Below are 14,543 nucleotides of genomic sequence, written 5' to 3'. Positions count from 1 at the left end.
GGTGATCATGCAGCAAAAACGAATCCTAGCGATTACGAGCTTTAAGGGGGGAACAGCCAAGACTTCGACTGTGCTCCATCTTGGAGCTGGATTGGCCTCTTTATTCCGCAAAAAAGTATTGGTTATTGACTTTGATGCACAAGCCAATTTAACAAGTGGACTTGGTTTTGATGCAGATGAAGTTGACAGTTTAGCAACCGTCCTTCGTTGTGAACGGGATATACATGAGGTGATTCTACCTACTGAAATTTCTGGTCTATCCATTATTCCCGCAGATTCCTGGCTAGAAAGAATTGAACTGACAGGAGCTTTGGCGACGGATCGCTATTCGCATGAACGACTTAAACAACTCCTTCAAGAAGTGAGTTATGATTGGATTTTGATCGATACTCCCCCCTCGCTTTGCTGGCTAACAGAATCGGCTTTGATCGCGGCCAATTATGCTCTTGTGTGTGCTACTCCCGAATTTTATTCGATCAAAGGGTTAGAACGACTTTCTACCTTCCTAACAACCGTTGGTAAGCGACACGCTCTTTCCATTGCCGGTGTCAGTCTCTCTTTTTGGAATCCCAGGGGTAAAAACAACGGTCCCTTTCTCGAAATTATTGAGAGACACTTTCCCAATAAGTTGCTCGAAACAAAAATCCGGAAGGATGCCGCAATTGGGGAAGCTTGTATTCAAGGAAAACCTGTTTTTTTAACGGACCCCAAGAGTCGAGCTTCTAAAGATTTCGCCGATTTAACGGCTGAACTCATTGACAAGTTGGAGGGTTGTACAAGATGTCCAAACTAAAGGATCACCTTCTTCAAAGACTAACTCGAAAGAAGGGTAGTCAGAAAAAAATGGAAGTTCTAGCTGATCAGGCAGCTCAGGGCCATATGAGCAGTTTCAATGGAATTTTCCAGGTAGAGCCACCTTCCGTTCAAATGATCCTGGAGTTTAAAGAATTTCTTACTCAGTCACAAGACAAGCCCGTTGCAGACGATGCCATTGAGTTGGATGCTCAAGCTCTTTCCCAAATCATTCAAGAAGTTAAAGCCATTTCTAGCCAGGCCATCCTTCTCCATGGAGAGCGCATTAAAAAGGCTCAAAGCATCATGAAGAAATATCAAGAGGGTACATTCACACAGTGGCTCTTGCGCGCCTATGGTAATCGGCAAACGCCTTATAATTTGTTACAGTATTACGAATTTTTTCAATCCGTTCCTAAAGAGCACCGCGATCTCATTGAAAGAGCTCCAAAGCAGACTATCTATTGTTTAGCGAGCCGCCAAGGTAAGATGGAAGAAAAAATTAAAATTTTACAAAACATTCACCACTACTCCAAAAAAGAATTTCTTGATGTGGTTCGTGAACTTTTTCCTTTGGGACAAGAAGACAAGAGAAAGGGGACGAATCCAGTCGTACGGCTGCTCAAAGAAGTCGATTTACGTATAAAGAAGAGGCTGGCTCAGATGAAGAAAGAAGATCTTTACAGAGCTTTGCAACTTATTCAAAACATCGAAAAGCAGCTTGTCGAATCGATTCATTCCAAGCCCCAATCCACTCTAGAAGAAGGCGATTCAAACAAAATGAAAAAGAAATCTGGGTGAGTGGATTTGAACCACCGACCTCTTGCACCCCATGCAAGCGCGCTACCAAGCTACGCCACACCCAGAGAAGACCCTTAGGATAACACACGTGCACTCAGAAGAAAACAGAAGACCTCAAAGGGCTCGAAGTCGGATTAAGGAGAGACAAACATGCTCAAAGAAGTAGGCGCTACCACGAAGCAACTTGTTCTTGAATTGGGTAAGAGTTTAGTTGCTTCTTTTAAAACAAAGAAAAAGGCCTCCGTTTTGATTCTTCCCATGGGAGAGAAAGTCGATCTTTTGTGTCTTAGTGAGAAAAGTCGCCTTCTCTTTTCTTTTGAAAGAGGAAAATTACATATCATTGAGCCAAACAAACAGCTCATGGGTCCTCTGGCTGAAAAGGGCCTTAAAACTTGGTTAAGTTGGTTAGAGGAAGAGTTCGACCTCTCCTTGATTGGTGGTGGACCGGATCAGATGGTCATTGTTCGGGGATTACACCTTGAACTTATCCAGCGCTTTGCCATTCACCAGGTACTCCCCTTCAAGTTAGAACAATATCTTCCAATGCCCTTAGCAGAAATGCACATTGGTTACCTGATTCAGAAAAGAGATGTTTCAGGCAGCTGGGCGACCATTCATATCTGTTCCCATGCACAATTAGAAGAATTCCTCATTTCGTGTTCTGACTTATGTGGCCATAAACTGGATCTTTTTTATCCTCAATCTCTTCTTCTCTTTCAAGCTCTACAACAGGAAAGACCAGAGGAGACATTTGTTTTTCTCCATAGAATGGATAAATACTCCATTTCTTTTTTAGCCCATCAAGGGAAGCTTCTTGCTGTAAAGGCAATGAAAGACGATCAAGGTGATCTTCAGACTTTGATTAAACATTTTGAAAAATTGGCTGGAGAATTAGATCAAGATAGAGTTTCCCTCATTATTTTAGAAAAGAGGGATAACTTCGTTCTCTCTAATTTTTGGAAAGTTGAACAGTTAAATCGGTCTATTTACGACTATTTCTTTTTAGGATTATCTGCGGTCCAAGATCCTGAACTTTCGTCTTCCTCCGTGAATCTTCTTTCTAAAGTAGATCCGGATAGCCTGAATCGGCTTGATAAAAACTGGATGAGAACTGTTCTCTCTATGTTTTTGTGCTTCTCTTGCACCATTCTTGCACTAGCTTTCTTTGTCACGTCAAAACAGCGCACGAACGCAATGCATCTCTATAAGACTTTACAGGATAAAATGGAGATGCATGCCATTGAAGAGTTGGACAGACCACCCTCCTCTCTCCAAGAGGCTTATCAGAACGTCTTTTCCCTCATTCGAAAAGGAGAAGAGTACCATTTTGAGACCAATTTTTTTTCCTATCCTTCTCTTGAACGTCTAGCGGCTTGGATTTGTTTGGAGACTTATCCTCAAAACGATTTTAAACAGAAACCCTTTGTGCGTCTTACTAAGTTTTCCTATTCTGTGGAGGACCGTTCTCGACCTGTTTTTTCTTTTTCTTTCGTTGGAAAATCTGAAAGAGACCTTGAGCTTTTTCGAAAGCAAGTTGTCGCCAATTTTCCTGCAAAGTATTTCTCCAGTATAGCCTGGGACATGAATCAGCTTGATGGAAGTTGTGACTGTCTCCTCATGAATCAAGCGGATGATGTCCTATGATCAAAGATCGTTCTGTTTTCCCCGTCCTTTTTTCTTTAGTTCTACTGCTTTCCTGTGGTACTTGTTTCAAATTCTTTCACGATTTTCAGCAAGCAGTTCTCCTCTCCAAAGCGTGTTCTCATGCATTAAGAAATCTCGCTTATCAGACGACTCATCTCCGCTCGGGAGTTGACTTTGATCCTGACTGGGTACGTCGTTATCTTCTCCCTTTACTTGATGAATCAGGACAGAAGAGTGTTATTGAACTCTTTAAAAAAGAAGATGCAGAAGAGCTGTTTGGATCATCTTCTTATGCTCTCTATACTCTTAGAGAGCCTATTACGCTGACTTATGCTCACTTACAACTTTTGTTGGAGTACATGACACCACAAGGGAACGGCACCCCTCGTCTTTTTATTCTGTCCTTTGTTCTCGATAACGAGCTCCATGACGGAGTAACAACTAGACTCGACACATTAAAATTCCTTGTTAAGGAGTTGGCTTGACCTCTCGGTTTTTTTCTTATTGTCTGCCTTTCATTTGGTTCTTTTGTTCAGGATGTTGTTTTCATCAGAAAAAACCCCTCTTGCGCAGTGTACAAGTCGTAGATTATCAAGGTATTTCTCAGACTATTTCGGACCCCAAACGCTTACTTAGCTTTGAAGCCAGAGACCCTTTAGAAGCGCATGAGTACAAACAAGTAGCCCGTCATTACAGAAGAACTAAAAAGGGTAACCTCTTTTCTATCTTGACCAGTTATCACCCTACTGGAACCATTTTCCAATATCTTGAGGTTAAGAATGGCAGAGCTCAGGGACAATACAGGGAGTGGCATCCTAATGGTGTGCTTCACTTGGAGTGTCGTGTTCTGGGAGGTATTCCTGATTTACGTCTTGAAACTCAGGAGTCGTGGGAATTTGACGGTATTTGCCAATCTTGGGATACCAAAGGCCATTTAGAAGCCAGTATCCCCTATGTTAAAGGCAAGAGAGAAGGAGAGGCTTTTACCTATTACCCAGACGGAAATGTACAACAGATTCTTTCCTTCAATCAAAATCTTCTGCACGGCAAAAAGAAGGTTTATTCTCCTGAAGCCCTCCTGTTGGAGGAGATAGAATACGAACATGATCTTCTTCATGGAAACAGTTGCATCTATTCTTCAACGGGAAAAATCTTGAGTGAAGAACTCTTTGAACAAGGTTTACTTGTGAAAGGCTCTTACTTCAATGTTGAAGGTGTTCAAATTGGATCTGTTTTAAATGGGTCGGGATGGCGCTTTGTTTTTGAAAAAGACAACGTTGTTGAAAAACAAGAGTTTATAGATGGCTCTCAAAAAGGGAAAATCTATTTTTTTAATTCAAAAGGTCACCTTAGTCGGCTTGCCACGTATCAAGATGGTTTGTTGCATGGGGAAGATGAACATTTTTTCACACCTCAGGTAGGAGATCAACCCAACCCCCCTTTAAGACAAGCTAGGATTCAATGGTATCAAGACGAAATACGTGGTGAGGTCGAAAGTTGGTATGAAAATGGTCAACTTCTCTCCTCTGGTACAATTTTGGATGGTGAGAAGGATGGAACGTTTACTTGTTATTATCCTAACGGGGCCGTCTCTTTAATTGAAGAATATGAAAAGGGTTTTTTGAGAAAAGGCCGTTATTTCCGCATGAAAGACATGGCCCTTGTTTCTTCTATAGAGGAGGGAGAGGGCTTAGCCATTCTTTTTGATGAGAATGGAGCCTTACAACGAAAGACGTATTATAAGAATGGGCATCCTATCCTTGAAGAAGAAAGCGACAACGTGAACAATCCCTGACTTGCCCTATTGGGCTGTATGGAAAGGGGGAACCTCACGAGTTATGTCTGATCAGGAAGCGAAAAAAAGAGCACTCGAATTAGCCATTTTACAGATTAAAAAGCAGGTAGGTGAAGGCGCCATTATGAGCTTGGGAGAGCACGGAGAAAGTCGCTCTTTTCAAGTCATTCGGACAGGCTCTCTCTCTCTTGATACGGCTTTAGGAATAGGAGGATTTCCTAGGGGCAGGATTGTAGAGGTTTATGGACCTGAATCCTCTGGAAAATCGACTCTTGCTTTACATGCTGTAGCCAATGCCCAGAAAGCAGGTGGGCTAGCTGTCTATATCGACGTCGAGCATGCTCTTGACCCTTTGTATGCTAAGCAGATTGGCGTCGACATTGAAAGCTTGATGATTTCTCAGCCAGATTCTGGTGAAGAAGCCTTAAATATCGCAGAGATTTTGGTTCGGTCCAATGCTATTGATATTTTGATCATCGATTCCGTTGCCGCTCTTGTTCCTAAGAGCGAATTGGAAGGAGAAGTTGGAGACTCTTTTATGGGCTTGCAGGCTCGTATGATGTCTCAAGCCTTACGCAAACTGACTTCTGCTCTAGCTCGTTCTAACACATGTGCCCTCTTCATTAACCAGATCAGGGAGAAGATTGGCATTTTCTTTGGCAGTCCGGAAACCACAACAGGAGGCCGAGCCTTAAAGTTTTATAGCTCCGTTCGGGTTGATGTGCGTAAAATGGCCTCCCTTAAAGGGTCAGACAATCTTGAATATGGCATACGGGTTAAAGCAAAGATTACAAAAAATAAAATGGCCCCCCCTTTCCGGATTGCCGAGTTTGATATTTTGTTCAATGAAGGGATTTCTACTGCTGGTTCTGTTTTAGAAATGGCTATTAGTTTGGGTATTGTGGAGAAGAAGGGATCTTGGCTTAGCTACAATGGAAATAAGTTAGGTCAAGGAAAGGAGCAGTCACGAGATGAACTAAGGAAAAACGATTCTCTTCTGACAGAAATTGAACGTTTAGTTATTGCAAAGATAACCGGGAAGTGTGACCAGGCAGTTCTTACAGGTCAAAATTAGTTTTAATTCGGGAGAGAAATGGTTATGTCGGACTTTCAGGAATCTCAAAAAGACACACCGATGATGAAAACGAGTGCAGATCTTGACCGAGATCGTCAAGAGACAATCAACGAAGGTATTAAATCATGCCTCGAGATTCTGGAGTCTCAGAAACATGTTTTAAGATGGTCTGAAGAGAAGATGAAGGAAAGGGAGTCCTTGTCTGAAGATGAATTAGAAAAGCTTGACTTCCTCCTCTCTTCTTCAAAAAAAAATATTGAATCTCTCCAGAACCAGATTCAACAGCTACGTTCTGCTCTCGCTGTCCTTCAAGGACCTCCTTCAAACTAAGACAACTTTTTTATTGAAAGAATGTTAATTTTTTTCAGAGAGGGACTCTAAATAACTTTGAGTCCCCTTATCTCTGATTAGCTTTAGCTTAGGTTCTGAATCTTAGCCTTGCTGTCTTTCTCTGACTTTCCAAAAACTGCAAATAAAGCCCTTCACGGGTCTATTTTTGTTTCAGATGTAAAAACCTACGCGCATTGTCTACAAGCTCGTTATACGCCATTTAATCGACCTTCTTGAGGCCGTCTTGAATGCGAATCAGAAACTCTTTCCCATTCGATGGGCTTAAGCCCTTGTTTCAGTAGAAAACGATTCACTTGGGAAAAGGGCCGACTCCCCCAAAAGCCGTAATGGGCAGAAAGGGGCGAAGGATGAGCTGACTTGATGAGAAGCCTTGAGGCTGGAGCCTCCCTCTGCTCTTGTCTGGTCATCAGCTGAGCAGCTGAACGTCCCCACAAAATGAAGGCCAAGGGTTGCTCCCTGTTCCAGAGAAAATCCAAGACGTCTTGAAGAAAGAGCTCCCAGCCGATGCCTTTGTGTGAGAGAGGCTGTCCAGAACGCACAGAAAGCAGGCTGTTGAGGAGTAAAACGCCTTGACTGGCCCAAAGCTCCAATGAACCCGAATGGGGCTCTAAACAGCCTAAATCGGAGGCGAGTTCTTTGAAGATATTGCGCAAAGAAGGGGGCAAGGGGACACCTTCCGGTACGCTGAAGCAAAGACCGTCTGCTTGTCCAGGACCGTGATAAGGGTCTTGACCGAGGATGACAACACGGACTTGCTCCAAGGTCGTCTCTTGAAATGCCCGAAAGATATTTCGAGGATGGGGGTAAATCACATGGCCTTTTCGTTGCTCTTCCCTGAGAAAGGAAAAGATAGGCCTGAAATAAGCCTTGCTCTTCAAGGCCTCAAAAAGAGGGCTCCAACTTCTGTCAACACGAAGCAAAATCGGATCTCTCCTGATTACGATAAGGGGGCTCGTTGACTAATCTTACACTAATACAGAGGAATATACTTATAAAGTATATCTTCTTCTTCTATGAGTTGAAAATGTTCATAACTTTGCCGTTTTCCTGGGAAAATGGCCTTTTTTCATTGTTCATAACCTGTTCATAGCTTGTTCATAACTCCGCTAAGTTATGAACAGAGGGGTCCGAGTTATGAACAATTTGGCCCGAGTTATGAACAGAGAAGTCGAGTTATGAACAATTTGGCCCGAGTTATGAACAATTGAGATTCGTGAAATAGTTGGTATCTCTGTTAAGCTGGAGGGCCGACTTAACTTAGGTTGGTGGGCATGGAAGTCTTTTGGGGAGATGCTCTCACTTCATTCCGCTTACAGGAAACGCATGACCGGGATGTGCTGTTGTACAGCTGCTTGAGTCAGAACTTATTCTGCTGTCGTCTTTTGGCATTTGAGCTTCTGTCTGCTCGTGGAGAAATTAATTTAAAAAAGTGTCAAAAAGCTTTAGATTTTTTAGAAAAAAATCTTTCTTGTCCTTGGTCTGGTTCGGAACAATGGATGAAAATGAATAGTCAAATTGTTCGGGTTTTGCGTTGGTTATGCGTTCCTGAGTTTTTAAAAGTTTTTTACTCTATTGGCCCTTCTTGTGCTAACCCAATTATTTCTAGAATTGTTTTAGACACTTGTTTCGACTCCAATAACTTGTCAGAATATTTACCCTCTCCCTCCCTTTATCAAGTCCGTTTTGCAGTTCTTGTTTCTTGGATGTCGTACTTAGGTCCAGGAATTATTTCTGGGCCTTTTTCTGTCCCTCTTAGACATTTACATGAGCAGTGTCCAGTCCTCTTCTTGTTGGATTTGAAACAGTTAGTTGAAAATGGTTCTTTACAGCGCGCGGTCACAGGAGAAATTTTTGAGCGTGAAGCTAGTTTGGAGCATCTTTCTTCTATTTTGCATCGTCATGTGCGTTACACACATCAAATGAGTTGTCTAACTCCTTTAGCTGTCGCACTTTCTATGTCTGGAGTTTTTAGGGAGCATGATCCGTTAGCTATTCGAGATTGCTTTGAGAAACATGTTTTTGAGTGGGCCCATGAAAAGCGTTGTTCCGTTGATGAGATCATCCGGCATGTTTTGGTTAAGATGTATGGCCTTTCCGACGAGATGGTGCGAGGTTTACCCTCTTGGCCACAAGGTCTTGTGCCGAAAGAGTTTGTTATGGACTTTAATTCAGAGAAGCTTTTTTGGGATGCCCGCCTTGTCTTAGATCATGAGAAGCTCTCTTGTTCTCTTTTCAGGAGGTTGTGTCAATCTGATCTTCTTTGTGTTTGGAAGGATACACTCATCTCTCTTATTACGAGGGAAAAAGAGGTGTGTTATCACTACTTGGCTTCTGGATTGGGTCTTGAAGGCAAAAGTGGACTCAGCCTTTTAGATCCGTTTAAAAAGTGGACTAAGGATCGGTTGGATCAGCTTACAGAAGAAGAAGCAGATTTGTGTAGAAAAATGGGCTTGCTCGAAGAACATTGTCATGAAATCTATTCAAGGTCTGCACAGGTGAACGATCGAGCTGCACAATGGATGAAGGCAGAACTAGCCTCTTTATCTTGGGAAAAGGAATGTTATGCCAAACAAAGGGATCAGCTCCTTTCTAGGAGGCGTCAAGTAGAATCTTTTGGACAAGTTTTCGAAGAAGTATGTTCAAAGCAGTTAACGAGGTTCTTTTTTCTCGAGAGAGTGGAGGGAGAGGAGTTTGTTCAGCACTCCCTTTTTCCTCATATGCATTTTCGCTTGAAAGGCCATTTACGTGGTTGTCCTCAGACCGTGTCAGATTGGAGTCTCTTTTGGGATATTGTGTCAGAATATCTCCTCTTTTGCCAAAAAGAGGCCTCTCTATCTGTCCAAGGGCTAGACCCGTTAGATGACCGTGATGTAACAGACCTGGCGACTAGGGGTTATCGCGATAAGGGATTAATAGCGGAATGTTCGAGGAGGTTTACCACTTTTTCCCAATTTTCTCTGAATGATTCCATTCTCCATTCTCCTTGGGAGTTTTCCTTTAAAGTTTCTTTTGAGGAAGGTTGTCGCTTGGTTTTTCCTCGTGAATCTTTTCAGCAGGTGCACACCACTTCCTTTTGCGAAGAGGTAGATGATTTTTGGGTTTTTCTCATGGATGGTGTGGAGAGAAGCTGTACTTCTTTTTTCGAGTCTTGCTCTCGAAATCAAAATGAGTCACTTATTCTTTCTTCTCCACGATCTATTTTACTCTTCCGTCCCGGGTCTAAGTATTTCTTTCGAGGCGTGCTAGCAGAAATTTATCCTTACACTTGGATTAGAGATTTTTTTCTTTTACCGTTACGAGAGAAGTATTGTGCTAAGATCTCTCCTTCTGTACAAAGGAAGATGATGGATTCTTTTCTTGATCAGAAGAAGCTTTTAAAGACGATTCTGGCAGAGCGCGTTGTCTCAAGAGAGGCAGTCTTTCCCTCTGAGATGCGGAAGAGGTTAGCTAATGTCCTAGGCAAGTCGCACTATCGCAAAGATATTCTCAGAAGATTTGACGCTTTTTTTTTCAAAAAGCTCCCCATTTTCTCCCTGGAAGAAGTGAGACGATATTTGGAAAAGATTGTCGACTTGGAGTGGTTTCAGAGAAGGGGATTGCATTTCTCTGTTGATGGCTTTACTGCTTCCCTAAAAGAGGAAGAGATTCTTTTCCATGATATAGTTTGGAGTACTCTCGTCCAATACATTTGTTCAGAAAATCATAAGAACTCCTTCCCTATTCATTTTTTTGAGGATTTATTACAAGTTTGTGTAGATGTGCACTTTTTACCTCTTCCGCCTGTTCGATTTGCCGATTCTTTAGTTTTCGGTTACGATTTGGCCTTTGTATTTAATCCTGGGCTCGATCGGTTAGAGGTGTGGAATGTGCGGGGGCTGCCTTACGAAGGTTTTCCTACTCGAGACGAGCTAGCCTTTTTTGGTGGTGACTCTCCTTCTATGGAGTGGAAAATCTTTCTTCGGGGGCCTTCTGAGAGTTTTTTGAACACTTCGGATCAAGAAAGATGGTGAGGTTTTTTTGTGAAAGAATGGAAAAATAGATCATTTGAAATCGGTCAGATATGGTTAGGTCGTTTTTTAAGAAAATGTTTTACTGTTACTGCGTTATTATCCGCTGGAAGTTTGCTTTTTGGTCGAGATCAATTCGAGGATGATTTGCTCGATATTGAGAGTGATATCGTCGAGTTTGCTGACGATATTGATCGTTTTTTCTTTGAAAAGGATGGAAAGAAAAGGCTCGATTTATCTGGTGTTGTTTCGACTTTTTTGGTGACACCTTACGATGCTAATGTAGACACGACGGTTATTCCAAGGCATGTTTTGACAAATCCTAATTGGAATTCTCTCTTTCGACCCGGCACGACTTTTTTCTGTCCTCTTTCTAGTGCTATTCAATTACGTTATCGTGACGCTGTTTCCTATGGAGAGATTTCTTTTTCAATGGCCTTCCAAGCTGGTCGTCCTCAGACTACTTTTCAAACAGATCGAGCTTATATTGGGTTGCAGATTTGGTCTTCTCCTGATTCAGAAAAGCAATGTTGTGTCGAGGTAGGACGGCAGGGCATGGGAGATTTAGCTTTTTCTAAGGTCCAATACGGTTCTTATTTTGATGGGCTTTGGACTCGGTTTGATTTCATGAAGAGCACTTTGGATCTCACTTTGGGTGGAGGTGTTTTCATGACAGACTCTGAGAAGGGGCATATTGGTCAGTTGGGAGTAGTACGAATTGGTAATTTGAAGGGTGGTCTCTTTGTCGAAGCGAGTGTAGTAAACTGGGACCGTTTTTATGGTTCTTTCACATCTAGGGAGAAGATTGTTTCCCCTTTCGAGGTGATTCGTCAGGCTAGTGCTGGGGAAGACTTGGATCTTGTTGCTCTCGAACCTAGGAACTACTCTTTTGCTTATTTGAACTCTCAATATGTTCTTGGGTTGCGCAGAAAGGGAGGCATGTACGGGGACTATGCCATGTACGCTGGTATTGCTCTTAATCATCGTTACAGGAAGTACGACCCAAGACGACCTTACAACAAGGCTTTCTTTCTAGGCCTTCACCTAGGAGAAACCAAGAAAGCTGGGGATATTGAGTTTGATGCTCAGGTTTGTTACGTAGAGCCCTTTTCAGTTAAGGAGACAGATTTAGCTCTTGGATCAAGGCTACGCAATTCAATGCGTTCTGATTTGGGAGTGGCTCGGACAGGAGATCCATTCTTTAGCCGTGCTAATGTAATGGGACCAAAGGTTTCTCTCTCTTACGCCGTTTCTGACCATTTGAGGATGGTCTTCGAGGCTTCTTGTGGTATGCCCGTTATTGGGAACTATCCTGTTTCAACAAGAACAGCTCTAGGATTTGGCTACGCCTTCTAAAAATACACAAAAGAAAACCCCCTCTCCGGCTTGAGCCGGAGCTGTGAAGAAGACCTGAAAGATCCTTTTCACAGCTCCTCTAGCGATAAGCCGCTGAGGAGGTGATCCTGAGGTTTATGGCCCCTTCTAGGGTCACCACCTAGAAAGAGACAGAGGCCTTAACAGTAACGTCCTGTTGAGCAAGAAGCGTTGCGCAAACATCGATCTGTGCACACTTGTCTGCCACAATGAAACCAACCAATGGAGCAATGTAGGAAGAACGAGTCCCCTCGATCTTCTTGATGCCAGAAGTTCCTAGGTATGCATCCAAAACTGGAGCTTCGATCATTTGACCAGCGTAGTTGGTGATGTTCATAAGCTCAGAAGAGAAAGTGCTTGTGCCGAACAAAACCTTTGCTCCAGCGTACATCATGTTTTGTTGTCCGTAAGCAAATCGAACGGCTAGCTCATACTGAGAGTATTCGAAGGTAGCTTGTGGGTCGTAGATGATGTGGGGCATGTGAGCCAAAACAGCGTCGTCAACTACTACAGTGGTAGGAATCGAGTAGCTAGAAACTTGGTCTTCTGGCACAACCATGAGACCCTTCTTGTTTCCGCTTGTGTCTAAGCTTGGTACAAGCAAGAACTTCCTGCGGGCCACTCCCCCTTTCAAGGAACGGATCTGCATACTGGATTGACGGTAAGCCAATTGACCGCTTGCCTTAAGGCAATTCTCTGAGTAGAACATCACACCCAGCTTACCACCCCAAACAAGAGAGGGCTTTCCTTCGAATGCCAACTCGTTGCGCATAGCTCCAACTGTGTGTGTTAAGATACCGTCTGCTTGGTTTGTTCCTACTTCAACACCCAGGCAAACTCTTCCAAAAGCAGAAAAGCCGATTGAGGCAACAGCAGAATTGCGGCAAATTGAGTCGAAATTCCCAGCCGAGGTGCTTGAAGGAGCCTTGAAGTCCTTCTGCCGGGATCCCTCAAGGAAACCACCAACCATGACACCGTAGTCTGAGGTCTCAGATAGATCTCTTTCCTCTAACATAGGGTTTGCTGCCAAAGCACTGACAGACGAAAAAAGAAGGACAGCTGTCAGCCCTTGAAGAGATAGCATTTTTTTTTTCACAGGAACCTCCAAAAATGGAAAAGAATTTTTCTCATACAGTCGCCCAATAGGCATTCCAATTGGATGAATCGTGTCCAATCAATGCACAATGAGAGAAAGCTCAGAGCATACCCCCCTTGTTTATGGGATGATGGCTTTTTTCGCAAGTGACTAAAAACAGATCCTTACGCCACTCTCAGCACAAAAAGAGGTTGAGACACTCAACACCTTATGGATTGGGATAACTTTTTACTAAATAGAAATGCAAATAAGACCATGAATGGAGATAGAAATCCAAAAACATCTCTGGGTGCATGACTAAAAATAAGGGTAAATCCTGAAGCAAAGAGTGATCCAAAAACCCCCGAAAAACTCGTTGCGGCATAAATTTTTCCTATCAAGCTTGGGGGAGCTTCTAAATGAATGAAACTATTTATAGATACAAACACCATCCCGGTCAGAAGTCCAAAGAGAGCCAAGAGAGGAATGACTGTTTGGGGAGAGTGTAAAAGATAAAAAAGGAAAAAGAGTGGGCCGGTCAATTTTGTCACAAAATAAATGACGCGCAAGTGCCTTCCTTTTTTTGTGATGGAACCTGAGACAATCGACCCAATAATGAAGCCTAGACCGGAAAAAATTAGGAGGAAGGCGCCTTCTGTCTCCTTCATTCCCATTTCGATCATGCCATAGGGGATAATGTTAATCTTCAAGACTCCGGTGGAAAAGTAAAGAAAAGAGTAGAGAAGTACAACCGGTCTGAGTTGCTTAGACTTCCTCACGGTATCCAAGACATATATAGAATTTTTTATTGGATCGAGAGTTAACTCAGAAGTTTGCCAAGAGGTAGAAGCTCTTTTGGATAGTTGCGAGCTAAGAAGGATCTCAAAAAGTGCGGCCAGACAGCATAAACAAGAGCAAGTCGTGAATGATTTGTTTGTTGTTTGAATTAAAAGAGCCGCAAGCGGCTGCCCTACTATTCCAGCAACGATATTTACAATAGAAAAAAAAGAATTTACTCTTGTGATTTGTTTGCCCGGGACTAACTCTGGGATAAGGCTGTATTTAGAGGGATTAAGAATCGCTACATGACAGAAGAAAAGAAAAAGTGCAGCCAAGGCGAATGGTGGACGATTCACATAGAAAGAGAGGGTCGTGAGGAAAGACGCGAATAGGGCAGCGTACTTGGAAAGGACGAAGACACGTGTTCGATCAAACCGGTCGGCCAAAGCACCAGCTGTTCCGAAAAGTAGAAAATGGGGTAAGCAATAGGCAAGGTAAGAAAAAGAACTGGCACGACAAACATTCTTCCCTTCGGCATGATTTAAAAGGAAGAGGGCGACAAACATGCGGATAACGTCTTCGTTGAACGCGGAAAGAAACTGACACGTTGCCAAGGCCCAAATATTTTTTCTTTCCTGAACAGTGTCATGCTTCCCCATTACAAACCACTCCCGCACACCCGTAAAGCAGATTGGACGAACCTGTACTCTTTATCTGGATGAATGGCGTATTCTACAGAACAGGGGTAATTCATATCAGAGATATTCTTCCTATGTCTCCCTATTGGACCTGCTTTCTCAGCCATGATTGTCACGCCTTATCGAGTCTATTTTTTGAAAGGTCCAAACA

Annotated in this window: 12 protein-coding genes and 1 tRNA gene; 9 read left to right on the top strand and 4 right to left on the bottom strand. The window is 42.9% G+C overall.

Annotation, left to right across the window (positions count from 1 at the left end; all coding sequences use genetic code 11):
• Nucleotides 1–7 precede the first annotated feature (7 nt).
• Nucleotides 8–793: a ParA family protein gene (locus HAT2_RS03695; RefSeq protein WP_114544661.1), complete on the top strand. Its 786-nt coding sequence runs from the start codon at nt 8–10 to the stop codon at nt 791–793.
• Complete coding sequence (locus HAT2_RS03690) at nt 781–1,593, top strand: CT583 family protein (protein WP_114544660.1); 813 nt, start codon at nt 781–783, stop codon at nt 1,591–1,593. Before HAT2_RS03695 ends, HAT2_RS03690 begins: the two co-directional genes overlap by 13 nt.
• Here the strand turns inward: HAT2_RS03690 and HAT2_RS03685 are convergent.
• Nucleotides 1,585–1,658, bottom strand: a tRNA-Pro gene (locus HAT2_RS03685). The genes HAT2_RS03690 and HAT2_RS03685 overlap by 9 nt on opposite strands.
• A gap of 85 nt (nt 1,659–1,743) precedes the next feature.
• Between HAT2_RS03685 and HAT2_RS03680 the strand changes: the two genes are divergently transcribed.
• From HAT2_RS03680 to HAT2_RS03660, 5 genes are read left to right on the top strand one after another with little or no spacing between them, the layout of a single operon-like run.
• Nucleotides 1,744–3,237 (top strand): hypothetical protein, encoded by a 1,494-nt coding sequence (locus tag HAT2_RS03680; RefSeq protein ID WP_114544659.1) that lies wholly within the window; start codon nt 1,744–1,746, stop codon nt 3,235–3,237.
• Nucleotides 3,234–3,722 (top strand): hypothetical protein, encoded by a 489-nt coding sequence (locus HAT2_RS03675; protein WP_114544658.1) that lies wholly within the window; start codon nt 3,234–3,236, stop codon nt 3,720–3,722. Before HAT2_RS03680 ends, HAT2_RS03675 begins: the two co-directional genes overlap by 4 nt.
• Complete coding sequence (locus tag HAT2_RS03670; RefSeq protein ID WP_114544657.1) at nt 3,719–5,032, top strand: toxin-antitoxin system YwqK family antitoxin; 1,314 nt, start codon at nt 3,719–3,721, stop codon at nt 5,030–5,032. Before HAT2_RS03675 ends, HAT2_RS03670 begins: the two co-directional genes overlap by 4 nt.
• Before the next feature lie 43 nt (nt 5,033–5,075).
• Nucleotides 5,076–6,107, top strand: coding sequence for a recombinase RecA (gene recA, locus HAT2_RS03665; RefSeq protein WP_114544656.1), 1,032 nt, complete (start codon nt 5,076–5,078; stop codon nt 6,105–6,107).
• 24 nt (nt 6,108–6,131) lie between these two features.
• Nucleotides 6,132–6,437 (top strand): hypothetical protein, encoded by a 306-nt coding sequence (locus tag HAT2_RS03660; protein WP_114544655.1) that lies wholly within the window; start codon nt 6,132–6,134, stop codon nt 6,435–6,437.
• A gap of 209 nt (nt 6,438–6,646) precedes the next feature.
• Here HAT2_RS03660 and HAT2_RS03655 read toward each other — a convergent pair whose 3' ends face one another.
• On the bottom strand, nt 6,647–7,378 hold the full coding sequence (locus HAT2_RS03655; RefSeq protein ID WP_114544654.1) for a uracil-DNA glycosylase: 732 nt from the start codon (nt 7,376–7,378) through the stop codon (nt 6,647–6,649).
• 351 nt (nt 7,379–7,729) lie between these two features.
• On the opposite strand from HAT2_RS03655, the gene HAT2_RS03650 reads away from it, so the two are divergent.
• Both HAT2_RS03650 and HAT2_RS03645 read left to right on the top strand, forming a co-directional pair.
• A complete protein-coding gene (locus HAT2_RS03650; RefSeq protein WP_114544653.1) occupies nt 7,730–10,468 on the top strand; it encodes a hypothetical protein in 2,739 nt (912 codons plus the stop codon).
• A gap of 9 nt (nt 10,469–10,477) precedes the next feature.
• Nucleotides 10,478–11,821 (top strand): hypothetical protein, encoded by a 1,344-nt coding sequence (locus tag HAT2_RS03645; RefSeq protein ID WP_114544652.1) that lies wholly within the window; start codon nt 10,478–10,480, stop codon nt 11,819–11,821.
• Between the two features lie 139 nt (nt 11,822–11,960).
• On the opposite strand, the gene HAT2_RS03640 is transcribed toward HAT2_RS03645, so the two are convergent.
• Nucleotides 11,961–13,013, bottom strand: a complete 1,053-nt coding sequence (locus tag HAT2_RS03640) for a hypothetical protein (protein WP_114544651.1) — start codon at nt 13,011–13,013, stop codon at nt 11,961–11,963.
• 122 nt (nt 13,014–13,135) lie between these two features.
• Entirely contained in the window at nt 13,136–14,353 is a 1,218-nt protein-coding gene (locus tag HAT2_RS03635; protein ID WP_114544650.1) for an MFS transporter, read from the bottom strand.
• Nucleotides 14,354–14,543 lie beyond the last annotated feature (190 nt).

The sequence above is a fragment of the Candidatus Similichlamydia laticola genome (assembly GCF_003339615.1).
Taxonomy (GTDB): Bacteria; Chlamydiota; Chlamydiia; order Chlamydiales; family Parilichlamydiaceae; genus Similichlamydia; species Similichlamydia laticola.
Note: the sequence above shows the minus strand (reverse complement) of the source record. Positions and strands in the feature narration are given on the sequence as shown.

Coding starts and splice junctions, on each gene's coding strand:
- HAT2_RS03650 (WP_114544653.1), top strand. CDS start 7,730: ATGGAAGTCTTTTGGGGAGATGCTCTCACTTCATTCCGCTTACAGGAA.
- HAT2_RS03695 (WP_114544661.1), top strand. CDS start 8: ATGCAGCAAAAACGAATCCTAGCGATTACGAGCTTTAAGGGGGGAACA.
- HAT2_RS03635 (WP_114544650.1), bottom strand. CDS start 14,353: ATGGGGAAGCATGACACTGTTCAGGAAAGAAAAAATATTTGGGCCTTG.
- HAT2_RS03660 (WP_114544655.1), top strand. CDS start 6,132: ATGTCGGACTTTCAGGAATCTCAAAAAGACACACCGATGATGAAAACG.
- HAT2_RS03690 (WP_114544660.1), top strand. CDS start 781: ATGTCCAAACTAAAGGATCACCTTCTTCAAAGACTAACTCGAAAGAAG.
- HAT2_RS03675 (WP_114544658.1), top strand. CDS start 3,234: ATGATCAAAGATCGTTCTGTTTTCCCCGTCCTTTTTTCTTTAGTTCTA.
- recA (WP_114544656.1), top strand. CDS start 5,076: ATGTCTGATCAGGAAGCGAAAAAAAGAGCACTCGAATTAGCCATTTTA.
- HAT2_RS03680 (WP_114544659.1), top strand. CDS start 1,744: ATGCTCAAAGAAGTAGGCGCTACCACGAAGCAACTTGTTCTTGAATTG.